Below are 24,885 nucleotides of genomic sequence, written 5' to 3'. Positions count from 1 at the left end.
TTACCCGAGCACTCAGCTCTTGACGCCGCCGGCGGTGAGTCCGGAGATGATGCGGCGCTGGAACAGCAGCACCATGATGACCAGTGGGATGGTGACGATGGTGCCCGCGGCCATGATCGCGGTGTACGGCGGCACCAGCGGATCGTTGCCGGAGAAGCGGGCGATCGCCTTGGTCACGGGTTCGGTCTTGTCGCTGGAGAGCAGCGAGGCCAGCAGGTACTCGTTGACCGCAGCGATGAACGCCAGGATCGCGGTGGTGAATACCGCCGGCGCGGCCAGCGGCAGCATGATCAGCCGGAACGCCTGGAAGCGGGACGCGCCGTCGATGCGGGCGGCCTCCTCCAATTCCCATGGCAGTTCGGCGAAGAACGAGGCCAGGATGTACACCGTCATGGGCAGCACGAACGAGATGTTCGGGATGATCATGGCCTGGTACTGACCGATCCAGCCGATATTGGTGAACAGCTGGAACAGCGGTGTCACCAGCACGACGGCCGGGAACATGGAGGCCGAGAGGACCAGCCCGGACACCAGGTACTTGCCCTTGAAGGTCAGCCGCGCCAGCGCGTAGGCCGCCATCACGCCGAGGATCAGCGCGGCCGCCGTGGTGGCGCTGCCGATGATCACGCTGTTGACCAGGGCCCGGCCGAAGTTGTTGCCGCGGCTGGTGTCGAAGGCGTTGCGGAAGTTCTCGAGGGTGACGTGGGTGGGCCACGGGGTGTTGTCGAAGGTGTAGGCCGGATCGCGCAGGGCGGTGACGACCATCCAGTAGAAGGGGCCGAGCCCCCACACCAGCACGATCAGCGCGCCCACGTACACGCGCCCGGAGGCCAGTCGCCTGGTCCACGAAACCGATTGCCGGATCGGCTTTTTCGGCTCGGCCACGACATCCTTGGTGAGTTCGATGCTCATCAGTGCGCCTCCCGCTGCTCTTCCTGGGTGCGAACGGCGTTCGCCCCCAGCACCTTCACCAAGAAGAACGCGACGGTGAAGATGAGCAGGAAGGTGATGACCGACAGCGCGGAGGCGCTGTTGGGCAGCGATTTCGATTCCGTCACCAGCATCGAGACGGTGCGGGTGGCGGCCAGGTTCCGCGTCATGATGGCGGGCAGGTCGTACAGGCGCAGCGCGTCCATCGTGCGGAACAGGATCGCCACCAGCAGAGCGGGTTTCAGCAGCGGCAGCGTGATGTTGACGAAGCGCTGCCAGGCGGACGCGCCGTCGACCCGGGCGGCCTCGTAGACGTCCTCCGGGATCACCTGCAGGCCGGCCAGGATCAGCAACGCCATGAACGGGGTGGTCTTCCACACGTCGGCGATGATCACCGCGAAGCGGGCGGGCCAGGCGTCGGCGGTCCACAGGATATGGGTGCCGAGCACCCGGTTCACCACGCCGTTGTACTGGAACATGAACTCCCACAACCGCGCTGTGACCGCGGTCGGGATGGCCCAGGGGATCAGCACGGCGGCGCGCAGTAGCGCGCGGCCCTTGAAGGTCTTGCCCATGATGACCGCCATGCCCAGGCCGATGGTGGTCTCGAGCGCCACCGTGACCACGGTGAACAGCAGCGTGACCCCGACGGCGGCCCAGAACTGGGACCCGGTGTTGCCAGGCGGGCAGGACACGGTCTCGCCGAGCGAGTTGGTGCACTGCTGCAGCAGCCAGTGGCTGTAGTTGCCGAATCCGGCGCTGCCGCCTTCGACGAACATGCCGGTGGACTTGTCCAGGCCCGCGTCCTTCTGGAAGGACATCCATACTGCCCGGCCCACCGGATACCCGATGACGACCGTCAGTGCGAGCAGCACCGGCGTGACGAACATCCAGGCCCGAGCCGAAACCCCGAGGGCTGCCCCGCGGCGTTTCGGTCGTGGCTGTCCGTTTCGCATTGTTTGTTCCGTCAGGTCGGGCGGCGGCGCGACATCGGTCGCTCCCGAAGGACGTGACACCTTTTCTTCTCTCCTACGGGGCTACGCGATGGATCGTGGTGCGCGCATCGGGTGTGAGCGCGGCTCAGGATCCGGCGGTTTCGATGCCCTTCTGCATGGCATCGATCGCGGCGTCGACAGATTCCGTTCCGGTGATCGCAGCATAGGCGTTGTCCTGGATGGCCTTCGACACCGCCGGGTAGAAGGGGGTCACCGGCCGCGGCACCGCGGAGGCGATGGAGTCCTTCAGCGCGGACAGGTACGGCATCTTGGCGATCAGGGCCGGATCGTCGTACACGGAGGCCCGCACGGGCGGCAGCGCGCCGGCGGCCACGATGTGCTGGGCGTCCTCGCTGATCAGGAAGCGCAGGAAGTCCAGCGCGGTGGCCTTGTTCTTGGAGAAGGCGCTGATGGCGGCGTTGTAGCCACCGAGGGTGGATGCGCCGATGCCGTCCTTGCCGGGCAGCGGGGCGACCGAGAACTTGTCCTTGACCGCGGAGGCGTCGGAGCCCGCCTCACCGAAGGAGGACGGCCAGCCGCGCATGAACATGACCTTGCCGGAGACGAAGGCGTTCTGCGACTCCGGCTCCTTGAAGGTGATGACTTCCTTCGGCATGTCGCCGTTCTTGTAGGCGTCGACCAGGGTCTGCAGGCCCTGCTTGGCCTGCGGGCTGTTCACGGTCGGGGTCTTGCCGTCGGAGCCGACGAAGCTGCCGCCGAAGGCGTTGATGACCTCGGCGGTGTTCACGGTCAGGCCCTCGTACTGCGCGAACTGTCCTGCGTAGCAGCCGATTCCGGCGTCCTTGGCCTTCGGGCAGTCGGCCAGCAGCTCGGTCCAGGTCTTGGGCGGCTCGGGCACCAGGTCCTTGCGGTAGAACAGCAGGCCGCCGTTGGTGTTGCGCGGCGCCGCGTACAGGGTGCCGTTGTAGGTCGCCGAGGCCACCGGGGGCGAGAGCAGCGTGGAGGTGTCGATGGCGAAGGAGTCCTTCAGCGGCTGGATCCAGCCCTTGGCGGCGAACTCCGCGGTCCACGGCACGTCGAGTGCGACCACGTCGTAGTCGGATTCCTTGGCGCGCAGGTGCTGCACCAGGTCGTCGTACTGCTGGGAGGCGTCGTTGGACTGCTCCTTGAAGGTCACCTTCTCGTCCGGGTGCGCGGCGTTCCAGCGCTCGATGAGCTGCTTGACGGCGCCGGTCTCGGTGGTGTCCTTGCCCTCGACATAGGTGATCGGCCCACGGCCGGTGAGGTTTTCGGCGGTGGAGTTGCTACCGCTGTTGCTGCTGGAGCAGCCGCTGGCGAATGTCGCCGTCAGCAATGCCGCCGAGGTCACGGCCAGCACGGCACGCGGAACCAGCGTCGATCGTAGGGACGACACCTTCTTCAAAGCCATTGCGGATACTCCAGGGTCGATGAGTGACCAGTGGCACACTCAGCCGGGGGTGCACAAGGCAAGATACATGGTGACGCTATCGTCCGCCCGAACTACCTTGTTGATCATCCCAGAGGTTCGCGGCCGTCTCGATTCTGGACTGCGGTCGGAACAGACCTCCGCCTTGGAGCGGGGGAGCGAAGCGGAGGAGCGGAGGAGGGAAGAATCGAGACCTCAGGGCCGCAAACCCGCCCGGAGCGAAGCGGAGGGCCAATGGGCACAGACAAGATGCTCACCCGGATCGGGGGACTGTTGCGGCAGGCCGAATCGACCGACAACGAGCACGAGGCCGAAGCCTTCCTGGCCGCCGCGCAGCGGCTCGCGACCAGCTCGTCGGTGGATCTGGCGGTGGCGCGGGCACATATCGCGAATCGGGAGCGGCGGCCCACGCCGGCGCAGCGGGTGATTCCGATCGGCGAGGCCGGAAAGCGCGGGCTGCGAACCTATGTGCAGTTGTTCGTGGCCATCGCCGCGGCCAATGATGTGCGCTGCGACGTGGCCCGGTCGTCGACGACGGTGTACGCCTTCGGATTCGACACCGATATCGACACCTGCGAGGCGCTCTACACCAGCCTGCTGATCCAGATGGTGCGTGCCTCCGACCAGTACATCAAGTCGGGTGCGTACCGCTCGGCCACCACCGAGAAGGTCGTGATCGAGCGCCGGTACGGCCGCACGTTCCACCGGCCGGTGGAGGTGCCGGTGGCCGCGGTGACCGCGCGCCTGAATTTCCAGATGGCCTTCGCCGCCCGCATCGGCCGCCGCCTCGCCGAGGTCAAGGCGGATGTGGAGAGCGAGGCCGTGCGGGCCGACGCCGCCGAATCCGTGCCCACCGGAACGGCGCTCGCCCTGCGCGACAAGGAGCTCGCGCTCACCGACTTCTACACCCGGACCTCCGAGGCGCGCGGTACCTGGCGGGGACCGCAGGCCTCCGCCGGATACTCGGCGGCCGCGCGGCGGGCCGGTGACCGGGCGGGTAAGGCTGCGCGGCTGGGTGATTCGCCGGAGCTGGGCGGCGTGCGAGGGCAGCTGCCCCGCGGCGCGGGCGAATAGCGAACGCGCGCATGGCCGTCCGCGATGCGCAGCGGTCCCGGGTGTACGATGCCGAGGGTCTGGTGCGCGGAATGTTCGATCGCGCCGACGAATTCGGGGCGCGGACCGTCGAAGTGCACGGGTCCCATCTCACGCTGCCGATCGAGCGGCGTTTCGCATCGGTGGAATCGGTGCAGGCGTACGTGGATCGGGTGCTCGCGCTGAACTGGGTATGCGCCCGGTGGGACCGGGCGGCGCGGCCGGTCACGGTGCGAGCGCGCGCCGGGGCGAAGGCGGCGCACTACGAGACGGCCGGGTCGGTGCTCGCGGTGCCGCTGCACGCCCATGGAACCGCCTGGGCCCTGCGCGAATTGGTGATCCTGCACGAACTCGCCCACCACCTCGAGCCGGAGCGCACCGAGGTCGCGCCACACGGGCCCGAATTCTGCGGGCGCTACCTCGAGTTGACCGACGGCGTCATCGGGCCGGAGGCCTCGCTGCTGCTGCGCACCACCATGTACTCGTGCGGCGTGCGAATTGCCTGATCAGGGCAGGAGTTTCCGGACCCGGGCCAGGCGCTGCCGCCACCAGTCGGTCCGTTCCGGGTCGGGGTGCCGGTAGCGGTCGAGCAGGTCCTGGTCGGGTGCCGGCGCGGTGCGCGGGACGGGCAGGTAGCCGTCCACCGGGCGCAGCGGCTCGGTCACCACATCGCCGGTGAGCAGGGACAGGGTGTCGAGGCCGCAGGCGAAGTCGAGGTGGGGGAGGGCGCCGGCGAGGGCGACCTGGGCGGCCAGGCCGACACTGGTTTCCAGGGCGGAGGACACCAGGCAGGGCAGTCCGGCTGCCGCGGCGACCTCCAGCGCGCGCCGAACCCCGCCCAGCGGGGTGCATTTCAGGACCGCGACGTCGGCCGCACCCGCCACCGCCACCCGCAGCGGGTCCTCGGCGCGGCGAATGGATTCGTCGGCGGCGATGCGCACGTCCACCCGCCTGCGGACGGCGGCCAGCTCCTCGACGGTCCGGCAGGGCTGCTCGACGTACTCCAAACCGCCTGCGGCACGGTCGATCAGGCGGATCCGGTCGACCGCGGTGTCCACATCCCAGACCGCATTGGCGTCCACGCGCACCGCGCCCTCCGGGCCCAGTGCGTCGCGGACCGCCGCCACCCGTTCCAGATCCTCGGCCAGGGAATCCGGATGGTCGGCGACCTTCACCTTGGCGGTGCGGCAGCCCGACCCGGTCACGATCTCCCGCGCTCGTTCCGGGCCGACCGCGGGCACGATGCAGTTCACCGGAATCCGATCCCGGACCGGTTCCGGCCACCCGGCCGCGGCCTGCTCGACCGCCGTGGCCAGCCAGGCCGCCGCCTCGCGGTCGTCGTACTCGGGGAAGGCGCAGAACTCACCCCAGCCGGCGGGACCGGGAATCAGCATGCCCTCGCGAACGGTGATCCCGCGGAACCGGGTTCGCATGGGAATCGCGTAGACCACCGCCGACTCGAAATCCACCGCATCGCCGCTGTCGCTCATCCACCGCACCCTACTCACCGCCTTGGGCCGGTAAGGGGTGGCGGTGCGGCCCGGACCCGGCGACAATGCCGAATGAAGCCGATCCCGGCTCCATAGACCTGCGCCTCGGGGGAGACCGCAAACATGAACCCGCCCAACGAGCCTCGCCGTCCGGCCCGCGACGATCATCCCCCGTCCGATCCCGGCTTTTCCCCGGCTCCGCCGCGTGCGCCTGGCCAACCGCACGCGCCCGCCGCGCCCGGGGGACCCCGGAATCCAGCGGGTCCGGGATCGCCGCAGCGCCCCGGACGTCCGCAGCCACCCGCGCCGGGCCCGCGGTCCGGGGAACCGATCGATGCTGCGGGACCGACCCTGCCCGGCGGGAGTCGCCAGGGTCCGCCGCCACCGCCGGCTCCACCGCCGCCGCCCGCCGGTGCGCCGCGGCCCGGCGCGATGGATCCGGCCGGACCGACCGTGCCCAAGGGTGGGCGGCAGAGCCCGCCACCGCCGGTGCCGCCCCGGGCTCCCGGGAATGCCGGTGCCCCGCCGCGGTCGGGCGGACCGGTCGGTTCGCCGCAGGATCCACGCCCGCACCCGGTGCCGGGCGGCGCACCTCGATCAGCCGCCGGTCCCGGCCATCCGGGGCAGGGACCCGTGAGCTCCCCTGGGCCGCAGCAGCATTCCTCTCGCCCGCCGAGCGGGAACTATTCGCCGCCGGGCGGAGCGGTCCCGCCGCCCTTGGGTACCGAGATGCTGCCGGAGCCGTGGGCTTCGGGTCCGCAGTACGTGGTCGGCGGCGGGTCCGGGCAGGCGCCGGAAGCGGCCGATCGGACCATGCCCGCCACACCGCCCCCGGCGGAGGCGGCCGCGGCGGCGCTGCCGGGGGCCGCGCCGGAGCGTAAGCCGCTGCGCCGCAGGGACATTCTGATCTCGGCGGTGCTGTATCTGGCAGGGGTCGCCATGGCCTTCGGCTGGGGTTACGACCTGTTCGCGAAGCTGTTCGACCTGATCCACAATCGCTGCACCGCGAAGAAGGACTTCTCGGTGCAGTGCGTGGTGATCCGGCCGCCCGCATCGGCGCTGTGGGGCCTGTTGATCGGTGGCGGGGGCATGTTCCTGGCCCTGGTCGGCGCGCTGGTGCTGGCGTCGGTGGCGGCCATGACGGGCCGCCGGGGTTGGATCTGGACCGCGATCGCACTGCCCGTGATTCTCCTCGCGGGCGGTGCGGGCCACATCCTGGTGGCCACCGCCGTCAACTGATCTTCACCGCTGCGGCGGAGCGCCCGGCATCCTGGAAGGGTGGCCGGGTGGCGGCCGCCGATCACGGCCGCGGATTGCATCGTCACCCTGCTGATCTACATCGCAGCGTGTGGTTCGGCCTGGGTGCTGGCGGGTTTCGTGCCCGAGTACCGCGCGCTCGCGGGCCCGGGCGATGACACCCGTTTTCTCCCCCTGGCTTTCGCCGTGGCCTGGCTGGGCATCGGTCTGACCCTGCTGCTGGTGCCGCTGTGGACCCTGCGTGCTGTCCGGCTGCGACAGCGCGCCTGGTCAACAGCCCTGGTGGCCTTTCCGCTGCTGGCCGAGTCGTGGGTGCTCGGCCTGCTGGCGGCGATCGTGGCGGTCTCGTACTAGGCCGCCACGACCCGGATCGGCGACGTCCGTAGCTGGTGGCGTTGGCCAGACCGCCTGCCTCGCACGTGGTTTGCAGGCCGTAGCGGGCGCCACGCTGGTGCCCGGTTGGCCGCTCTATTGGCGTTTCCGCTGCTGGCGGAGGCTTGGGTGATCGGTTTGCTCACCGCCCTCGTCGTCAGGTCGGGCTGACGGGTCGTGGGAGTCCAGCCACGTCGGTGAGTCCACGGCCAGGGCGGAGTGGTCGAGTGGTGGGTTCATGCCCTGGCGGGCAAGGGCATCCAGGTTCGGGGCACGGGTCAGCAGTGCGCGCACGAGATGAGCCGCGGCGCGCAGTTTCGCGGAGGCGGTGTGTGCGGTCACCGGGCTCGACCGGGCGTAGCGACGGACGATCTGGTCGAAAGGCTCGGGCGGGGAGCCGCCTACCTCGAGGACCGCGTCGGTGGGAGCCCCGAGACCGAAGGCATTGCTCTGATAATCCTGGAGGAACCAGTAGAGCTGGCTGATGACGAAGTCGGAAAGGCCCAGGGACTTGGCGACTTTGAGGAACAGGGGGAGTGGCGCGTCCCGGTATTTCACCTTGCGGTTCAGGGCGGCGGCGAAGGCTGCGGCGATGTCGTCGGGTGCGAGTAATCGCGGGCCGGTGGGGCGGTAGGTCTTGCCGAGGTGTGGTGCCGGGTCGGTGAGCGCGCCGACGATTACGCGGGCGATGTCCTCGTTCGAGGGCGGGGCGTTGAGGCCCTGGCCCAAAGGCATTGCCAGCAGGCCGAATTGGGCGGCTGCCTCGAGGGCGGCGAGGTAGTTGTCGGCGAACCAGCCGGGGTTGACCACAACCAGGTCGGCGGTCGAGATCGAGTGCAGGACTTGGTTGGTCAGCCATTTCTCGCGGGCGTGCACCGCCGGGTGGAGGGGGTCGGCCACCCATTGGCTCAACGCCACCACGACTTCGAGTCGGGACTGTTGGGCGGCGGTGGCGAAAAGTGCTGCCCGGCGCAGGGTCCCCGGTTCCAGGGGTGGGCAGAAGTAGGCGCGCTGGACGCCGGTCAGGTTGGTGGTCAGGTCCGTCAGGTCTTCCAGGGATCCGACGGTGACCTCCGCGCCCGCCTCCCGGAGGGATCTGGCGCGGTCGTCGTCGCGGCGCACCATGGCGCGCACCGGATAGCCACGGGCGAGGAGTTGGCGGGTGGTGGCGGTGCCGGTTTTCCCGGATGCCGCCGTGACCAGAATCGTCGGCTTGTACATGGCCGCCTCGATGTTTTGTAGTGGTCGATACAGAAAATCGTAGCGGCGAGCGACGGCCGAGGGAAGGAAACTGTAGTAACTGCTCCAATTTGTGACAGGCTGGTCGCATGGGGCGCAAGCGGGCATTCGACTACGACGATGCGATCGAGCGGGCCACCCGGCTGTTCTGGGCCAAGGGCTACACCAACACCTCGCTGGCCGAATTGCTCGAGGTCATGGGGATCCGGGAGAGCTCCTTCTACAACTCGATGAAGAGCAAGAAGCAGCTCTATCTGGAGTGCCTGCGGCACTACAACGACACCGTGACGCGGCGGCGCTGGGAGGCGCTCGCGGCCGAGGCGTCGATCCGGGCCGGGGTCCGCGCCTACTTTCACGCGGTGCTCGACGATCTCGACGATCCGGGCGTACCCAATGTCTGCCTGATGGCCGGGAGCCTGTCGGCCGAGGTACTCGGCGACGGTGAGTTGCGCGGCTACATCCTCGGCGAGATGCGCACCCTGGAAACCGCACTGTCCGAGCGGCTGGCACTCGCCGCCCGGACAGGGGAACTGCCGCAAAACTTTCCGGCCGAGGTGGCCGCCCAGGTGATCGTCACCTTCCTGCAGGGCCTGTTCCGCGTGATTCGCGTGCTGGACGACCGTCCGCACATGGAACGCCAGATCGAGGCCCTGCTCTCCGGTTTGGGGTTGTGAACGCTCAGAGGCGCTCGTAGATGGTGGCGTTGGCGAGACCGCCGGCCTCACACATGGTTTGCAGGCCGTAGCGGGCGCCGCGCTCGTGCATGGCGTGGATGAGGGTGGTGGCCAGCCGTGCGCCCGAGGCGCCCAGGGGGTGGCCCAGGGCGATGGCGCCGCCGTTCACATTGACCTTCGACAGGTCGGCCCCGGTCTCCTGCGCCCAGGCCAGGACCACCGAGGAGAAGGCCTCGTTCACCTCGAACAGGTCGATGTCGGAGAGTTCGAGCCCGGAGCGCTGCAGGACCTTCCGGGTCGCGGGGATGACCGCGGTGAGCATGAGCAACGGGTCGTCGCCGGCAACGGAGAAGCTGTGGAGCCGGGCCAGCGGGCGCAGTCCGAGCTGGGCGGCGCGTTCACTGGTCATGATGAGGGTGGCGGCGCTGCCGTCGTTGATCTGGCTGGCGTTGGCGGCGGTGATGTTCCAGCCGATCTGCGGGAAGCGGGCGGCCATCTCCTCGCTGTAGAAGGCGGGACGCAACCCGGCCAGCGCCTCCAGCGTGCTGTCGACGCGAATCCCCTCGTCGTGCGAGAGCCCGGCGTAGGGGGCGAGCTGGGCCTCGAACGAGCCGTTCTTGGTTGCGGCGGCGGCCTTCTCGTGGCTGGCGAGGGCGAACTCGTCGAGCTGGGTGCGGTTCAGGCCCCACTTGGCGGCGATGAGTTCGGCGCTGATGCCCTGCGGTACCAGGCCCTCCGGGTAGCGTTCGGCGAAGCCGGCACCCGCGATGTCCTCGGCCCCGATCAGGTTGGCGCCCATGGGAACCCGGCTCATCGACTCCACGCCGGCGGCGACCACGATGTCGTAGGCCCCCGCGATCACGCCCTGGGCGGCGAAGTGGATGGCCTGCTGGCTGCTGCCGCACTGCCGGTCCACCGTGGTGGCGGGGACCGATTCGGGATAACCGGCGGCCAGGGCCGCGCGGCGGGTGAGGTTCGAGCCCTGTTCGCCGACCTGGGTGACCACGCCGCCGATCACATCGTCGATCAGGGCCGGATCGATCTCGGTGCGCCGCACCACCTCCCGCAGGCTGTGGGCGAGCAGATCGGCGGGGTGCACCCCGTGCAGGGCGCCGGTGGCCTTGCCCTTGCCGATGGGGGTGCGGACGGCTTCGACGATGACTGCGTCTCTCATGACGTTCCTTCCACGCGCGCCGCCCCGGATTCGAGTCCGACAACGGCGTCTGACTTGATCGCTCTAAAGTCAGAGTAGGAGCTGGCCATAGTGAAGGCAAGTCAGCGTTGTATGATGTGTGTCATGTCGGCAGTACTGGAGGGAAAACTCAACGATCTGGGCTCCTGGAAGCCCGAGGCCTGTTCGATCGCGAAGGCGATGGACATCGTCGGGACCCGCTCGGCGATCCTCATCCTGCGCGAGTCGTACTACGGCACGACGCGGTTCGACGGCTTCGCGGCGCGGATCGGCATCACCGACGCGGCGGCTTCCAGCGCGCTGCGCAAACTGGTCGATGCGGGACTGCTGGAGAAGCGGCCCTACCAGGAAGAGGGCAAGCGCACCCGCAACGAATACGTGCTCACCCCGATGGGTCTGGACCTGCTGCCCGTGGTCGTGGCGCTGTGGCAGTGGGGTGACAAGTATCTGCAGGACGGCACCGCGCCACTGGAACGGCTCGAGGATTCCACGGGCGAACCCGTGCGCGCGGAACTGCGCAGCGCCTCGGGAAACGAAGTCCCCCTGGAGAATCTGCGCATCCGGTTGAACGACGAATGGCAGCGGAAGAACCGCCGCCATTCGTGAGACCTGCCCGTCAGTGCAGCCGGCGTCCATCCTCGGGGTGGAAGAAGTACGTGTGGTCCGAGTCCGCGACCAGCGCGAGCTTGGTGCCCTTCGCGGGCGGGTTGCGCCAATCCGCGCGCGCCACAATGGTTTCCCCGTCACCGAGGGTGCGCCCGTAGATGTAGGCGTCGGAGCCCAGCTCCTCGACCACATCCACCTCCATGGCGATCCCGGCCTGGTCGCCGACCACGTCGAAGTGCTCGGGCCGGATGCCGACCACCACGCGCCCGCCGGTGGCCGCCGCCACCGAACGCGGCAACGGCAGCGGGCAGCCGCCCAGCGTGACCGAGCCATTGCCGACCGGCAGCGTGAACAGGTTCATGGCGGGCGATCCCATGAAGCCCGCGACGAACAGGTTGGCCGGGTCGCGGTACAGGTCGCGCGGGGAGGCGCACTGCTGCAGCAGCCCGTCCTTGAGCACCGCCACCCGGTCGCCCATGGTCATGGCCTCGACCTGGTCGTGGGTGACGTAGACGGTGGTGGTGCCGAGCCGGCGCTGCAGCTGGGCGATCTGGGTGCGGGTCTGCACGCGCAGCTTGGCGTCCAGGTTGGACAGTGGCTCGTCCATGAGGAAGACCTGCGGTTGGCGCACGATGGCACGGCCCATGGCCACGCGCTGGCGCTGACCGCCGGACAGAGCCTTGGGCTTGCGGTCCAGGTAGGGCTCCAGGTCGAGCAGCTTGGCGGCCTCGAGCACGCGCTGCTGACGCTCTTCCTTGGCGACCTTGGCCATCTTCAGCGCGAAGCCCATGTTCTCGGCGACGCTCATGTGCGGGTAGAGCGCGTAGTTCTGGAACACCATGGCAATATCGCGTTCCTTGGGCTCGGCGTGCGTGACGTCCTTGTCCCCGATCAGGATTCGGCCGTCGCTCACCTCCTCGAGCCCCGCGAGCATGCGCAGCGAGGTGGATTTGCCGCAGCCGGAAGGGCCGACGAGAACCAGGAATTCGCCGTCGGCGATCTCCAGGTTCAAGGCGTCGACGGCGGGGTTGGCCGCGCCCGGGTAGAGCCGGGTGGCCTGGTCGAAAGTCACCGTTGCCACGGTTACACACTTCCCTTCACCGGCAGGAACGTGCCGGACGATCCGTAGTAGAGGGGTCGGCCCAGAGCGTAGCGGAGGGCAGAATGGGGCGCAGTGATCACCGACGGAGGAGCACCTCATGACCCGACCGGTTCGTATCGGAGTTCAGTTGCAGCCCCAGCACGCGCCCAACTACGGATTGATCCGGGACGCGGTGCGGCGGTGTGAGGACATCGGCGTCGACATCGTCTTCAACTGGGACCACTTCTATCCGCTGTACGGGGACCCGGAGGGCGCGCACTTCGAGTGCTGGACCATGCTGGGCGCGATCGCCGAGCAGACCGAGCGGGTGGAGCTCGGCGCGCTGGTCACCGGCGGTGGCTACCGGAATCCCGATCTGCTGGCCGATATGGCCCGCACCGTGGACCACATCAGCAACGGTCGCCTCATTCTCGGTATCGGCGCGGGCTGGTTCCAGAAGGACTACGACCAGTACGGCTACGAATTCGGCACGGCCGGAAGCCGGCTGGCGCTGCTGAAGGATTCCATGGCCCGCCTCACCGACCGGCTGGCCAAGCTGAATCCGCAGCCGGTGCGCGACATCCCCATCCTGATCGGCGGCGGCGGTGAGAAGAAGACGCTGCGGCTGGTCGCCCAGTACGGCGATATCTGGCACAGCTTCTCCGATATCGATGTGCTGCAGCGCAAGATCGGCATCCTGGGCGAACACTGCGCCGAGGTCGGCACCGACCCCGCCGCCATCGAGAAGTCCGTGGCCTGGCCGGGTCTGGATCAGGTGGAGAGCTACGCGAACGCGGGTGTGACGCTGTTCACGGTGAGCTCGGGCGGGCCGGACTACGACATGAGCCGAATCCAGGAGGCCGTGGCCTGGCGGGATGGCTTCAACCAGCGGTAGGGACGCGCCTGAAGTGTGATTTCCGCCGGATCGGGCCGAGGCTGACTCTGGTACGCCGGACCACCCCCACTAGGGTGGTCTGCCATGATTTCTTTGCGGCAGCGCCCAGGTCGTCCCCCGCGCTTGCCGGCATTGGCGGGAGTTGTGCTGGTCGGCCTGCTCGGGATCGCGACGCTCGGGGCGGGCAGCGCCGGTGCCGATGATCGCGATCTGTGCTCGCCGCCCGGCCAGGCCGCGGCCAGCGCCGCACCGACCAATCTGGCGTCCGGACAGCAGAACGCGGGCGCCGACCGGTTCACCACCGCAACCACCGAGCCGCTGGCCAAGATCGATATCAGCAAGCTGGGCCTGCTCACGCCCGGCAAGCTCAGCGTCGGCACCCTCTCCGACGCGCCGCCGAGCATCTGCGTCAACTCCAAGGGCGTGTTCACCGGCTTCGACAACGAGCTGCTGAAGGCCATCGGCGCCAAGCTCGGCCTGCAGGTGGAGTTCACCGGCACCGAGTTCGCGGGCCTGCTGGCCCAGGTCGCCAACGGCCGCTTCGACATCGGCTCCTCCAGCATCACCACCACCGACGCGCGGCGGCAGCTGGTCGACTTCACCAATGGCTACGACTTCGGCTACTTCTCGCTGGTGGTGCCGAACGGCAGTGCCATCAAGGGATTCGCGGATCTGCACCGGGGCAATCGGGTCGGCGTCGTGCAGGGCACCGTGCAGGACGAGTACGTCATCAACGAACTGCACCTGGACCCGGTGAAGTTCCCCGACTACAACACCGCCTACGCGAATCTGAAGACCGGCCAGATCGACGCCTGGGTCGCGCCGTCGCAGCAGGCCATCGGCGCCATCAAGCCGGGCGATCCGACCTCGATCGTGCAGAACACCTTCAGTGTCAACAACTTCACCGCCTGGGCGGTGCGCAAGGGCAATCAGCCGCTCACCGACGCGCTCGACGCCGGGCTGGACGCGGTCATCGCCGACGGCACCTACGCCAAGCTGTACGAGGACTGGGTGCCGCGCGAGTTGCCGCCGGGCTGGAAGCCGGGCTCCAAAGCCGTTGCGGCGCCGCAGCTGCCGGACTTCGCCAAGATCGCGGCCGAGAATGCCGGCAACCGGCCCGACAACAGCGCGGTGCAGCCGAAATCCACGCTGCGGCAGCTGAAGGACACCTTCTTCGACTGGTCGCTGTACCGCAAGGCCTTCCCCGATCTGATCAAGACCGGTCTGCCCAATACCCTGATCCTGGCGCTGGTCTCGGGCCTGCTGGGCACCGTGATCGGCATGCTGCTCGCGGTGGCGGGCATCTCCCGCACCCGCTGGTTGCGCTGGCCCGCACGGGTTTACACCGACATCTTCCGCGGCCTGCCCGCCGTGGTGATCATCCTGATCATCGGCCTGGGCGTGGGACCGGTGGTCAAGAACGTCACCGGCAACAATCCCTACTGGCTGGGCGCGATCGCGCTGGCGCTGCTGGCCGCCGCCTACATCGGTGAGATCTTCCGCTCCGGCATCCAGTCGGTGGAAGCCGGACAGCTGGAGGCCGCCCGCGCCATCGGTTTCGGCTACCGGCAGGCCATGACGCTGGTGGTGGTCCCGCAGGGCGTGCGCCGGGTGCTGCCCGCGCTGATGAACCAGTTCATCGCGCTCATCAAGGATTCCTCGCTGATCTACTTCCTGGGCCTGCTGGCCACCCAGCGCGAACTGTTCGCGGTGGGCCGGGATCTCAACGCGCAGACCGGGAATCTGTCGCCGCTGGTGGCGGCCGGCCTGATGTACCTGCTGCTGACGGTGCCGCTCACCCACCTGGTCAACTACATCGACGAGCGCATGCGCGACGGGCGTCCCCAGGGCGGCGGCGATCCCGCCGACCCGGTCGAACAGGCCGTCATCACGGAAGGGCGTGGAGCATGAGTGCCTCCCTCACCGGCACCGGCCTGCGATTGACGCTGGGCCGCAACGAGATTCTGCGCGGCGTGGACGTGCATGTGGACGCCGGCAAGACCACCACGGTGATCGGGCCGTCCGGCTCCGGCAAGTCCACGCTGCTGCGGGTGCTCAACCGGCTGCACGAGCCCGACTCCGGCGACATCCTGCTGAACGGCGCCTCCGTGCTGGGCGAGAACCCGGACCGGCTGCGGCAGCGGATCGGCATGGTGTTCCAGCACTTCAACCTGTTCCCGCACATGACGGTCGCGGACAATATCGCGCTCGGCCCGCGCAAACTGCACGGCCTGTCCAAGGAGCAGGCACGCACGCTGGCGGTGCAGCAGCTGGAGGCGGTCGGCCTGGCCGGCAAGGCGGATGTGCGCCCGGCCAACCTGTCCGGCGGTCAGCAGCAGCGGGTGGCCATCGCGCGGGCGCTGGCCATGAAGCCCGACATCATGTTCTTCGACGAGGCCACCTCGGCCCTGGATCCCGAACTGGTCAAGGGCGTGCTCGCGCTCATGTCCGAGCTCGCCGGGGGCGGGATGTCCATGATCGTGGTGACCCACGAGATGAGCTTCGCCCGTTCGGTTTCCGATCAGGTGGTGTTCATGGATCACGGTCAGGTGGTCGAAACCGGCAAGCCCGAGGCGCTTTTCGAGAACGCGGAAACCCCGCGGCTGCGCCAGTTCCTGTCGCAGGTGCTGTGAACGCCTCCCGGGGCGGCTAGCTGCCGCCGCGTCCACTCCCGCTGAAGGGCATATTGGCGTAGCGGGTGAAATCGCCCTGGGCGCCGCTGTAGACATTGAGGTCGACGCCCGCGGCGATGCCGGGGATGGAGCCGGAATCGGTGGTCTGCCAGAAGGACCAGGCGGGCCAGCCGCCGGGGACCTCGGGCTGGTCGTTGCCGCGGTAGTCGGCGATCCACAGCGGATAGGACGTGAACTGGTTGGTATCGGCCATGGCCGTCTGCCAGAAGCGCGGATAGGTGTAGATGATCGGGCGGCGGCCGGTGATGGCCTGCACGGTGTTGAGATAGCGGTGGGTCCAGTCGATGAGGGCGTCGGGCGGCAGCCCGCCGGAGTTCTCGAGATCCAGCACCGGCGGCAGGTCCAGCGGGCCGTTCTGGCCGAGCACCAGCGCCGAGTAGAAGGCGGCCTGCGGCTCGGGCGGCAGGTTGGGGCGCGCGAAATGGTATGTGCCGCGCGCGACTCCGGCCACCCGCATGAACACGCTGTCCTGCACGAAGAACGGGTTCACGTAGCTGAGGCCCTCGGTGGCCTTGAGCATGGCGAACTGGTATCCGGCCGCGCGCACGCCGAACCAGTTGATGCCCCCGCCGCCGGGGTGCTGATACGAGGCCACATCCGGGCCCTGAATATCGGCGGCGGCCACCCCGGCGGGGGTTGCCATCAGGATGCCTGCAGCCGCGACAGTGATCACTTTCGTCAGGCTTCGTCCGGTCATGGCCGAAAAGGCTAGGCCGACCGGCTGCTATAGCCGTGAAAGCAGGGCCGTCGTGTGCGCCAATTGTTAGCTGTAGGTCGGTCGGTCCGGCCGCCCGCAGCCGGTCAGCCCAGCCAGTCCAGCACCGAAGCGGCGGTCCAGGACTGCTGCATGCTGCCCAGCGGCTCGCCGGTGAAGGGCTCGTAGTACTCCGCGAAACTGCCGTCGCTGGCCTGCCGCAGCCCTTCGGCGCGCAGCATGAACGAGCGTTCCGCCCAACCGCGGCGGGCGAAGACCCAGGAGAACAGCCAGCTGATCACCGGCCACACCGGGCCGCGCCAGTACTCGCGCGTGCGGAAGTCCCTGGACACCGGGGAGGTCGAGGGCGGCAGCGCGTAGCGCAGATCCGGATGCCCGCACCAGCGCGGGCCCTCGAACAGGCGTAGCAGCCGCCGTTCGGCATCGCGCGGCAGTCCGCCGCTGAGCAGCGGCGCGAAGAGGGCCAGGGTCTCGGTGTCGATCCACTGGTCCGCGCGCACATCGAAGTCGCGCGCCGCGCCGGTGCGGGCATCGGTGGTGGCGACCACGCCCGCGCGGAAGTAGTCGGCCCACTCGTAGAGCTCGCGTACATCCGCGTGCGGCTGCTTGTAGTCCTCGCCGATATTGGCCAGCACATCGCAGGCCAGCGCGAAGATGGCGGTCACGAACACGTCCTCGACCGCGAAGCTCATGGTCGAGGCCAGCTGGTAGTCGTCGTAGCCGGCCCGGCGCATCTGCTCGACCAGCCACAGGTAGCGGTCGTACTCGCGGTCCGAGGGCCGCTGCGTGGGATCGCCCACTACCTGGGTGTCGGCGCGCTCGTAGGGCGGCAGGTCCGGACCGGGAATCACGTTCTCGTAGGCGCGATCCCAGCGCGGCGAATTGTCCATGCCGGATTCCCAGCCGTGGTACAGCGTGATCCGGCCGTGCTGCTTGGGGTCACGGGCGTAGGCCAGCCAGCGGTGCCAGCGCATGAGATCGGGCCAGCGCCGGTTCAAGAAGTCCTCGGCGACCGCGCGGGTGCTGCGGCCGTGCCGGCGCGAGTGATCCAGAATCCGTTGCACCGCAATGGCATGCACCGGCGGCTGGGTGATGCCCGAGGTGTCCGGGCCGTCGGGGGCGTCGGCGGCCAGGCGGCGGCATTCCCAGCGCGCCGGTCCGGGGAAGTAGCCGTCCACGCCATTGGCGAAGACGATGTGCGGGATCATCCCGTTGCGCCACTGCGCCGAGAGCAGGGTGTCGAGTTCGAGCGCGGCGCGCTCCACACTGAGCGGGGCCAGCCCGACCGCCACGAAGGCCGCGTCCCAGCTCCACATGTGCGGATACAGCTTGGGCGCGGCGCTGGTCATGGTGCCCAGGTCGTTGCCGCGCAGCAGGTAGGCGGCGCGGGCCGCGAGCTGGGTAGGCGTGAATCCCGGGTGTGTCATCGCCCTATTCTGCGCCGCCACCCGCAGGTATGCGCGATGGACGGGCGAGTCCTGATCGCCAGATTGCACTTCGGTCGCCTTCTCGTGGATCAGCTAGCGGTGGTGTGCCCGACCGGAGCATCGCAGGCCGAGGTAACGCGGTTACGGTCATCACATGGCGAATTCCGCGAAATCCAGCACCGACCAGCCGACCGCGCTGATCACCGGAGCCAGCCGGGGGCTCGGCGCGGCCATTGCCCGCGAACTGGCGCCCACGCATCGGCTGCTGCTGGGTGCGCGCACGCCCCGGGCCCTGGAACCGATACTGCGTGAACTGCCCGGCAGCGCCGGATGGCCGGTGGATCTCACGGACTACGCCGCGGTAGCGCGCGCCGCGGCGGGCGTCGAACGGCTGGATGTACTTGTGCACAATGCCGGAATCGCCGACCTGGGAACGATAGCCGATTCCTCGGTGATGCAGTGGCGGAATACGTTGGAAGCCAACCTGATCGCGGTCGCGGAGTTGACCAGGGTGTTGCTGCCCGCGCTGCGCGCCGCCAACGGCCATGTGGTGCTGATCAATTCGGGAGCCGGGCTGCGGGCCAATCCGGGCTGGGGCGTGTACGCGGCCAGCAAGTTCGGGCTGCGCGCCTTCGGCGACGCACTGCGCCTGGAGGAGCCCGCGCTGCGGGTGACCTCGGTGCATCCCGGGCGCATCGACACCGACATGCAGCGCGAGATCATCGCGGGGGAGGGGCGCGAGTACCAGCCGGGCGAATTCCTCAGGGCCGAAACGGTTGCCCGCGCCGTGCGGCAGGCCGTCGAGACCCCGCGTGACGCGCATCCCACCGAAATCGTGCTGCGCCCCATCCCACACTGAGAGCAGCCTTAAATTCTGTGCTGAATTTCGATCATTTCGCACAGAATTGGTGCTCAGTTCACGGCGCCTAGATATAACGGGTAGGCCCTGCGAGGGAGGCGAGGCGCAAAATATATCTTCGGAGCGAACGACAGAGATGGATAGACGAAAGCTGCTCGTGATGCTCGCCGCGGGCACTGCGGCGGCGCTGACCGGCTGCTCCGCGGAGTCCGGCCCCTCCCACAAGGTGACGCCGCGCATCAGCGGACCTGCCGGAACATCGTCGGCGACACCGACTCCGAAGGCGCTCGCCGCGCCGCCGGTCGCGCAGAAATCCCGCATTCCCGCCGGGACGATTACCGGATTGCCCGGCGCTGGCAACAATTTGGCACTCACCGTCGACGACGGGGCCGATCCGGATGTGGTCGGCGCGTATATCGAATTCGCCAAGGACACCGGGGCGCGGTTCACCTTCTTCGTCACCGCGAAATACGACTCCTGGACCACGCACCGCGCCGCTTTGCGGCCGCTGGTGGACGCCGGGCAGATCCAGCTGGGCAATCACACCTGGGACCACCCGGATCTCACCAAACTGTCCGCTACCGACGTGGCCTCGCAGCTCACCCGGGCAAAGACGTTCCTGCGCAACACCTTCGGCGTGGACGGGACGCCGTATTTCCGTCCCCCTTACGGCCGCCACAATGCTACGGTCGACAAGGTGGCAGCGGATCTCGGATACACCGTCCCCACCATGTGGTACGGCTCGCTGTCCGACTCCGGTGTCATTACCGAGGACTATCTGATCGAGTGTGCGCGAAAGTACTTCAATGCGCAGGCCATTGTCATCGGACATGCCAATCATCCCGCCGTGACGCACTGCTATGACCGTCTGGCCGAGATCATCCGGGAGCGCAACCTGTCCATGGTGACGCTCAACGATGTGCTGGTCTCGCCGACATAGCCGGTTTTCGCTGGGGGAGCGGAATTTTCAACCGTAGTGAATTGAATGAGGGTCGCAATGGACAGACGACGGCTGCTGACGATGCTGGCGGCGGGTACGGCCGCCACCCTGCTGGGCACGGGCGAATCGTGCGCCGACTTCCCCTTCGACACCGGATCCGCCGGCGGAACCATTCCCCAGCTGCCCGGGATGCCGCAGGTGACACCGGATTTCGGACCCAAAACGCCGATCGGCCCGGGCACCCTCACCGCGCTGCCGGGCGGCGGAAACCACATGGCGCTCACCATCGATGACGGCGCCAGCTCCGAAACCATCCGCGGCTTCATCGATTTCGCCCGGGATACCGGGGCCCGGCTCACCTTCTTCGTGACCGCCTACTATCCCGGCTGGCTCGACCACCGGGATGTGCTGCGCCCCCTGGTCGACTCGGGGCAGGTCCAGCTCGGCAACCACACCTGGGACCACCCGGACCTGACCAAGCTGTCCGGCGGCGCCATCGCCGACCAGCTCGAGCGCTGCAAGGACTTCCTCTGGAACCAGTACGGCACCGACGGCACGCCCTACTACCGCCCGCCCTACGGCCACCACAACGGCAGCGTCGACGCCGTCGCCGCCGACTGCGGCTACACCGTCCCGACCATGTGGTACGGCACCCTGAACGACACCAATCCGGTGATCAACGACGGCATGGTCCTCGATGCCGCGCGCCAGTGGTTCCGGGCGCAGTCCATCGTCATCGGCCACGCCAACCGGCCGACGGTCACCCACCTCTACGACCAGCTCACCGACATCATCCGGGAACGCAGCCTGCAGCTGGTCACCCTCAACGATGTCCTGATTCCGCCCCGGTAGAACTGCGCCGCAGCTGAATTCGGCCCGGTGCGCGGTGCGCACCGGGCCGAACGCCGGTCGACTCAGGCGACGATGTTCACCAGGCGGCCGGGCACCACGATGATCTTGCGAGGCGCCTTGCCGCCCAGCAGTTCCGCGATCTTCTCGTCCGCCAGCGCGGCGGCTTGGACCGCGGCCTGGTCGGCGTCGGCGGCGACACTGACGCGGCTGCGGACCTTGCCGTTGACCTGGATCGGGTACTCGACCGAATCCGCCACCAGCAGTGCGGGATCCGCGACCGGGAAGGGGCCGTGGGCCAGGGCCGTGGTGTGGCCCAGACGCTCCCACAGCTCCTCGGCCACGTGCGGGGACATCGGGGCCAGCATCAGGACCAGGGGTTCCACCAGTGCGCGGGGCGCGCCGGCGCCGTAGTTCTTGGTCAGGAAGTTGGTCAGCTCGATGAGCTTGGCGCCCGCGGTGTTGTCGCGCAGGTTGGCGTAGTCGTCGTCGACACCGGCAATGGTCTTGTGCAGCAGGCGCAGGGCCTCGGCCGACGGCTCGCCATCGGTGACCTTCACCGCGCCGGTCTCCTCGTCCACCACCAGTCGCCACACCCGCTGCAGGAAGCGGTGCGCGCCCACGACATCCTTGGTGGCCCAGGGCCGCGAGGTGTCCAGCGGGCCCATCGACATCTCGTAGAAGCGGAAGGTGTCGGCGCCGTACAGGTCGCACATCTCGTCGGGGGAGATGGCGTTCTTCAGCGACTTGCCGATCTTGCCGTACTCCTGGAAGACCTCCTCCTCCACGCCGGAGGCATTGGTCCAGAAGAACTTTCCGTCCCGCTCCACGATCTCCGCGGCCGGCACGTAGGCGCCGCGCGCGTCGGTGTAGGCGTAGTCCTGGATGTAGCCCTGGTTGAACAGGCGGCGGTACGGCTCGGAGCCGGACACGTCACCCAGGTCGAAGAGCACCTTCTGCCAGAAGCGCGCGTACAGCAGGTGCAGCACCGCGTGCTCCACGCCGCCGACGTACAGGTCTACGCCGCCCGGATCTTTCGGGCCGTGCTCGGCCGTGCGCGGGCCCAGCCAGTACTGCTCGTTCTCGGGGGCGCAGAAGGTTTCGGTATTGGTCGGGTCGGCGTAGCGCAGCTGGTACCAGGAGCTGCCCGCCCAGTTGGGCATGACATTGGTGTCGCGGCGGTACTTCTTGACGCCGTCGCCCAGGTCCAGTTCGACGTGCACCCAGTCGGTGGCCTTGGCCAGCGGCGGGGACGGTTCGGAGTCGGCGTCGTCCGGGTCGAAGGTGACCGGCGCGAAGTCGTCGATCTCCGGAAGACGCACCGGCAGCATGGATTCCGGCAGCGAGTGCGGCGCGCCGTCCTCGTCGTAGACGATGGGGAACGGCTCGCCCCAGTAGCGCTGACGCGCGAACAGCCAGTCGCGCAGCTTGTACTGGACGGTGCCCCTACCGTGGCCGTTGGCCTCCAGTTCGGCGATCACCTTGGCCTTGGCGGACTCGATGTCCATGCCGTCGATGTAGCCGGAGTTCACCATGACACCGTCACCGGAGTGGGCCGCCTCCGAGACATCACCGCCCGTGACGACCTCGATGATGGGCAGGCCGAAGGCGGTGGCGAACTCCCAGTCGCGCGGGTCGTGGCCGGGGACGGCCATGATCGCGCCGGTGCCGTAGCCGCTCAGCACATAATCGGCGATGAATATCGGCACGCGCGCGCCGTTGACCGGGTTGGTGGCGTAGGAGCCCAGGAAGACACCGGTCTTCTCCTTGTTCTCCTGCCGCTCCAGATCCGACTTGGCGGCAATCGACTTCCGGTAGGCCGCAATGGCTTCCGCGGGGCTGCCGGCGTTGCCGAGTGTCCAGCGCGCGTCGGTGCCGGATGGCCAGGTGGCGGCGGTCAGCTTGTCGACCAGCTCGTGCTCGGGGGCCAGCACCACGTAGGTCGCTCCGAACAGAGTGTCGGGGCGGGTGGTGAAGACCTCGATCAGATCCACTGCATCCGATTCGGCGCTCGCGTCCACTGCACCCGATTCGGCGCTCGCGTCCACTGCACCCGATTCGGCGCTCGCGCCGGTGGCCTCGAACTTGACCTGCGCGCCCCGCGAGCGGCCGATCCAGTTGCGCTGCATGGCCTTCACGTTCTCCGGCCAGTCCAGCCCGTCCAGGTCGTCGACCAGGCGATCGGAGTAGGCGGTGATGCGCATCATCCACTGCCACAGGCGCTTACGGAACACCGGGAAGTTGCCGCGCTCGGAGCGGCCGTCCGCGGTGACCTCCTCGTTGGACAGCACGGTGCCCAGGCCCGGGCACCAGTTGACCATCGAATTCGTCTGGTAGACCAGGCGCTGGGAGTCGATGGCGGCATTACGCTCGGACGGGGACAGCTCATTCCAGGCGCGGCCCGCGACGGCTTCCCGCTTGCCGGCCTCGAATTCGGCGATCAGCTCCGCGATCGGGCGGGCCTTGCCCAGGCCCGTGTCGTACCAGGCGTTGTAGATGCGCAGGAAGATCCACTGCGTCCACCGGTAGTACTCGGGATCGGTGGTGGCGAAGGTGCGGCGGCGGTCGTGGCCCAGGCCCAGGCGGTCCAGCTGCCGCTGCATGGTGGCGATATTCGCCATGGTGGTGTCGCGCGGGTGCGCGCCGGTCTGCACCGCGTACTGCTCGGCGGGCAGGCCGAAGGCGTCATAACCCAGGGCGTGCAGCACATTCCGGCCGTGCATGCGGTGGTAGCGGGCGAAGACATCGGTGGCGATGTAGCCCAGTGGGTGACCGACGTGCAGGCCGGCACCCGACGGGTACGGGAACATGTCCTGGATGAACAGCTTGTCGGCCGGGGTCTCGCCCTGCAGCGGACCGACCGGGTTGGGCGCGTAGAAGGTGCCGCGCTCCTGCCAGTTGCCCTGCCACTTCTGTTCGATGCGGCCGGCGAGATCGGCGTTGTAGCGGTGTGCGGGAACGTCGCCGCCCCCACCCGCGGTCGCGGTGGGTGTTTCGGATGCACGGGTGTCCTGCACGGTCCTGCCTTCTTTGTCCAGCCAATCCCCGATAAGGTCGCTCACCAGGGTAAAACGTCGCCGTCCTGCATCCCAAAAGGGGTCCGGACAGCGTCACCGCTTCTGGGCCGTGCCCGTAGGTTCGCGGCGCGTTTCGTTCTGGACTGCGCTCCGCCTCCCCGCACTTGGAGCGGAGGAGGGAAGCGGGGGAGCGGAGGAGGGAAGAACGAGACCTTCAGCGCCGCGAACCCGCCGAAGCGAAGCGGAGGCAAAATTGGCTGCCGAAGCGAAGCGGAGGCAAAATTGGCTGCCGTGTAGCGTGAGCCGAGTGTTCGTCGTGGCGCTGATCCTCTTTGTCCTCGCGGCTGTGGCCGTGGTCACGGGCGTGCTCGGATTCACCGGGACGCTGCCGGGCAACCGGTATTTCGGGGTGCACTCCGAGGCCGCGGTGAAGACCGAGGAATCCTTCAAGCTGGCCAACCGGGTGGCCGCGCCGACCTCGGTGGTGGCGGGTCTGCTGCTCGCGGCCGCCGGTGCGGTCGCGCTGGTCGCCGGCGGCATCGCGGCCCTGGTCGTGGCCGTGGTGGCTGTGGTCATCGCGGTGTTCACCCTCGGCGCCGGAGCGGCCGCCGCCGAGAAGGCGCTCGCCACCGCGTTCCCGGAGGAGAAGATCGGCGGCTGCGGCAGTGCTTGCGGCGCCTGCTCGTTGCGGGACGCCTGCGAGACCGCCTAGGTCTCAGTTCGCGAGCGACCTGCGCATCCAGATGTGCGGGATGCCCGCGTCCATGCCGATCTCGCCGTACGCCTCGTACCCGAGCTTCTCGTAGAAGCCCTGCGCGTGGGTCTGCGAATGCAGTTCGACCGCGCCCAGGCCGCGCTCGCGCACCCGCTCCTCGATGGCGCGCACCAGCGCCACGCCGAGCCCGGTGCCGCGCGTCTCCGCCAGGACCGCCAGCCGCCCGAGCACGCCGACACCGTCCCGCACGATCAGCCGCCCGGCCCCGGCCGGCCTGCCGTCCAGCCGCGCCAGGAAATGGTCGGCCGTCTCGTCGAGCTCGTCGATCTCGATGTCCGCGGGCACGCCCTGCTCGTCCACGAAGACCTTCATGCGCACCGCGTAGGCGTCCGCCAGTTCCTGCTCGGTGCCGACGGTGACGACTTCGATCATGTGCCCA

24 protein-coding genes are annotated in these 24,885 nt (G+C 68.6%); 13 read left to right on the top strand and 11 right to left on the bottom strand.

The genetic code is table 11. The features are described from left to right. Positions 1-12 precede the first annotated feature (12 nt). The 3 genes from ABZ909_RS03305 to ABZ909_RS03295 all read right to left on the bottom strand — a co-directional run bounded on the left by ABZ909_RS03305 (position 13) and on the right by ABZ909_RS03295 (position 3,315). Complete coding sequence (locus tag ABZ909_RS03305) at positions 13-834, bottom strand: carbohydrate ABC transporter permease (RefSeq protein ID WP_356996299.1); 822 nt, start codon at positions 832-834, stop codon at positions 13-15. Positions 835-911: 77 nt separating this feature from the next. Further along, a complete protein-coding gene (locus ABZ909_RS03300; protein WP_356995997.1) occupies positions 912-1,886 on the bottom strand; it encodes a sugar ABC transporter permease in 975 nt (324 codons plus the stop codon). Positions 1,887-2,010: 124 nt separating this feature from the next. Then, the gene (locus ABZ909_RS03295; protein ID WP_356995996.1) at positions 2,011-3,315 is read right to left on the bottom strand and encodes an ABC transporter substrate-binding protein; all 1,305 of its coding nucleotides are present in this window, start codon (positions 3,313-3,315) and stop codon (positions 2,011-2,013) included. Between the two features lie 252 nt (positions 3,316-3,567). Here ABZ909_RS03295 and ABZ909_RS03290 point away from each other — a divergent pair, with 252 nt between their 5' ends. Both ABZ909_RS03290 and ABZ909_RS03285 read left to right on the top strand, forming a co-directional pair. After that, a complete protein-coding gene (locus tag ABZ909_RS03290; RefSeq protein ID WP_356995995.1) occupies positions 3,568-4,407 on the top strand; it encodes a DUF2786 domain-containing protein in 840 nt (279 codons plus the stop codon). Between the two features lie 11 nt (positions 4,408-4,418). After that, positions 4,419-4,931: a TIGR04338 family metallohydrolase gene (locus ABZ909_RS03285; RefSeq protein WP_356995994.1), complete on the top strand. Its 513-nt coding sequence runs from the start codon at positions 4,419-4,421 to the stop codon at positions 4,929-4,931. Here the strand turns inward: ABZ909_RS03285 and ABZ909_RS03280 are convergent, their stop codons facing one another. Next, the gene (locus ABZ909_RS03280) at positions 4,932-5,915 is read right to left on the bottom strand and encodes an o-succinylbenzoate synthase (RefSeq protein WP_356995993.1); all 984 of its coding nucleotides are present in this window, start codon (positions 5,913-5,915) and stop codon (positions 4,932-4,934) included. Positions 5,916-6,632: 717 nt separating this feature from the next. Between ABZ909_RS03280 and ABZ909_RS03275 the strand changes: the two genes are divergently transcribed. Then, complete coding sequence (locus ABZ909_RS03275) at positions 6,633-7,154, top strand: hypothetical protein (protein WP_356995992.1); 522 nt, start codon at positions 6,633-6,635, stop codon at positions 7,152-7,154. Positions 7,155-7,193: 39 nt separating this feature from the next. Continuing rightward, positions 7,194-7,526, top strand: coding sequence for a hypothetical protein (locus tag ABZ909_RS03270; protein ID WP_356995991.1), 333 nt, complete (start codon positions 7,194-7,196; stop codon positions 7,524-7,526). Between the two features lie 114 nt (positions 7,527-7,640). Here the strand turns inward: ABZ909_RS03270 and ABZ909_RS03265 are convergent, their stop codons facing one another. Further along, positions 7,641-8,765, bottom strand: a complete 1,125-nt coding sequence (locus tag ABZ909_RS03265; RefSeq protein ID WP_356995990.1) for an NAD(P)H-binding protein — start codon at positions 8,763-8,765, stop codon at positions 7,641-7,643. 107 nt (positions 8,766-8,872) lie between these two features. Here ABZ909_RS03265 and ABZ909_RS03260 point away from each other — a divergent pair, with 107 nt between their 5' ends. Further along, positions 8,873-9,457, top strand: coding sequence for a TetR/AcrR family transcriptional regulator (locus ABZ909_RS03260; RefSeq protein WP_356995989.1), 585 nt, complete (start codon positions 8,873-8,875; stop codon positions 9,455-9,457). Positions 9,458-9,461: 4 nt separating this feature from the next. Here the strand turns inward: ABZ909_RS03260 and ABZ909_RS03255 are convergent, their stop codons facing one another. After that, a complete protein-coding gene (locus ABZ909_RS03255; RefSeq protein WP_356995988.1) occupies positions 9,462-10,631 on the bottom strand; it encodes an acetyl-CoA C-acyltransferase in 1,170 nt (389 codons plus the stop codon). 123 nt (positions 10,632-10,754) lie between these two features. On the opposite strand from ABZ909_RS03255, the gene ABZ909_RS03250 reads away from it, so the two are divergent. Further along, a complete protein-coding gene (locus tag ABZ909_RS03250; protein WP_356995987.1) occupies positions 10,755-11,255 on the top strand; it encodes a helix-turn-helix domain-containing protein in 501 nt (166 codons plus the stop codon). 10 nt (positions 11,256-11,265) lie between these two features. Here the strand turns inward: ABZ909_RS03250 and ugpC are convergent, their stop codons facing one another. Further along, the gene (gene ugpC, locus ABZ909_RS03245) at positions 11,266-12,336 is read right to left on the bottom strand and encodes a sn-glycerol-3-phosphate ABC transporter ATP-binding protein UgpC (protein WP_356995986.1); all 1,071 of its coding nucleotides are present in this window, start codon (positions 12,334-12,336) and stop codon (positions 11,266-11,268) included. 118 nt (positions 12,337-12,454) lie between these two features. Between ugpC and ABZ909_RS03240 the strand changes: the two genes are divergently transcribed. The 3 genes from ABZ909_RS03240 (at position 12,455) to ABZ909_RS03230 (ending at position 15,864) form a co-directional block, all read left to right on the top strand. Continuing rightward, complete coding sequence (locus ABZ909_RS03240) at positions 12,455-13,231, top strand: LLM class F420-dependent oxidoreductase (protein ID WP_356995985.1); 777 nt, start codon at positions 12,455-12,457, stop codon at positions 13,229-13,231. 84 nt (positions 13,232-13,315) lie between these two features. Beyond that, positions 13,316-15,142: an ABC transporter substrate-binding protein/permease gene (locus ABZ909_RS03235; protein ID WP_356995984.1), complete on the top strand. Its 1,827-nt coding sequence runs from the start codon at positions 13,316-13,318 to the stop codon at positions 15,140-15,142. Next, the gene (locus ABZ909_RS03230) at positions 15,139-15,864 is read left to right on the top strand and encodes an amino acid ABC transporter ATP-binding protein (RefSeq protein ID WP_356995983.1); all 726 of its coding nucleotides are present in this window, start codon (positions 15,139-15,141) and stop codon (positions 15,862-15,864) included. Before ABZ909_RS03235 ends, ABZ909_RS03230 begins: the two co-directional genes overlap by 4 nt. Positions 15,865-15,880: 16 nt before the next feature. On the opposite strand, the gene ABZ909_RS03225 is transcribed toward ABZ909_RS03230, so the two are convergent. Next, on the bottom strand, positions 15,881-16,567 hold the full coding sequence (locus ABZ909_RS03225) for a glycoside hydrolase family 25 protein (protein WP_356996298.1): 687 nt from the start codon (positions 16,565-16,567) through the stop codon (positions 15,881-15,883). 158 nt (positions 16,568-16,725) lie between these two features. Beyond that, positions 16,726-18,066: a glycogen debranching protein gene (locus ABZ909_RS03220; RefSeq protein WP_356995982.1), complete on the bottom strand. Its 1,341-nt coding sequence runs from the start codon at positions 18,064-18,066 to the stop codon at positions 16,726-16,728. Between the two features lie 154 nt (positions 18,067-18,220). Here ABZ909_RS03220 and ABZ909_RS03215 point away from each other — a divergent pair, with 154 nt between their 5' ends. From ABZ909_RS03215 to ABZ909_RS03205, 3 genes are all read left to right on the top strand, one after another. Then, entirely contained in the window at positions 18,221-18,925 is a 705-nt protein-coding gene (locus tag ABZ909_RS03215; protein ID WP_356995981.1) for an SDR family oxidoreductase, read from the top strand. Positions 18,926-19,061: 136 nt separating this feature from the next. After that, positions 19,062-19,865 carry a polysaccharide deacetylase family protein gene (locus ABZ909_RS03210; protein ID WP_356995980.1) on the top strand — a complete coding sequence of 268 codons (804 nt, stop codon included), beginning with the start codon at positions 19,062-19,064 and terminating at the stop codon, positions 19,863-19,865. Between the two features lie 57 nt (positions 19,866-19,922). Further along, complete coding sequence (locus ABZ909_RS03205; protein WP_356995979.1) at positions 19,923-20,717, top strand: polysaccharide deacetylase family protein; 795 nt, start codon at positions 19,923-19,925, stop codon at positions 20,715-20,717. A 62-nt stretch (positions 20,718-20,779) separates the two neighbouring features. Here ABZ909_RS03205 and leuS read toward each other — a convergent pair whose 3' ends face one another. Then, positions 20,780-23,731, bottom strand: a complete 2,952-nt coding sequence (gene leuS, locus ABZ909_RS03200) for a leucine--tRNA ligase (RefSeq protein ID WP_356996297.1) — start codon at positions 23,729-23,731, stop codon at positions 20,780-20,782. Positions 23,732-24,038: 307 nt separating this feature from the next. Here leuS and ABZ909_RS03195 point away from each other — a divergent pair, with 307 nt between their 5' ends. After that, positions 24,039-24,443 (top strand): SdpI family protein, encoded by a 405-nt coding sequence (locus ABZ909_RS03195; protein ID WP_356995978.1) that lies wholly within the window; start codon positions 24,039-24,041, stop codon positions 24,441-24,443. 3 nt (positions 24,444-24,446) lie between these two features. Here ABZ909_RS03195 and ABZ909_RS03190 read toward each other — a convergent pair whose 3' ends face one another. After that, on the bottom strand, positions 24,447-24,878 hold the full coding sequence (locus tag ABZ909_RS03190) for a GNAT family N-acetyltransferase (RefSeq protein WP_356995977.1): 432 nt from the start codon (positions 24,876-24,878) through the stop codon (positions 24,447-24,449). Positions 24,879-24,885: the final 7 nt, after the last annotated feature.

Origin of the sequence: Nocardia sp. NPDC046763 (assembly GCF_040645495.1) — a bacterium.
Classification (GTDB): domain Bacteria; phylum Actinomycetota; class Actinomycetes; order Mycobacteriales; family Mycobacteriaceae; genus Nocardia.
This window is presented reverse-complemented; position numbering and strand designations above follow the sequence as displayed.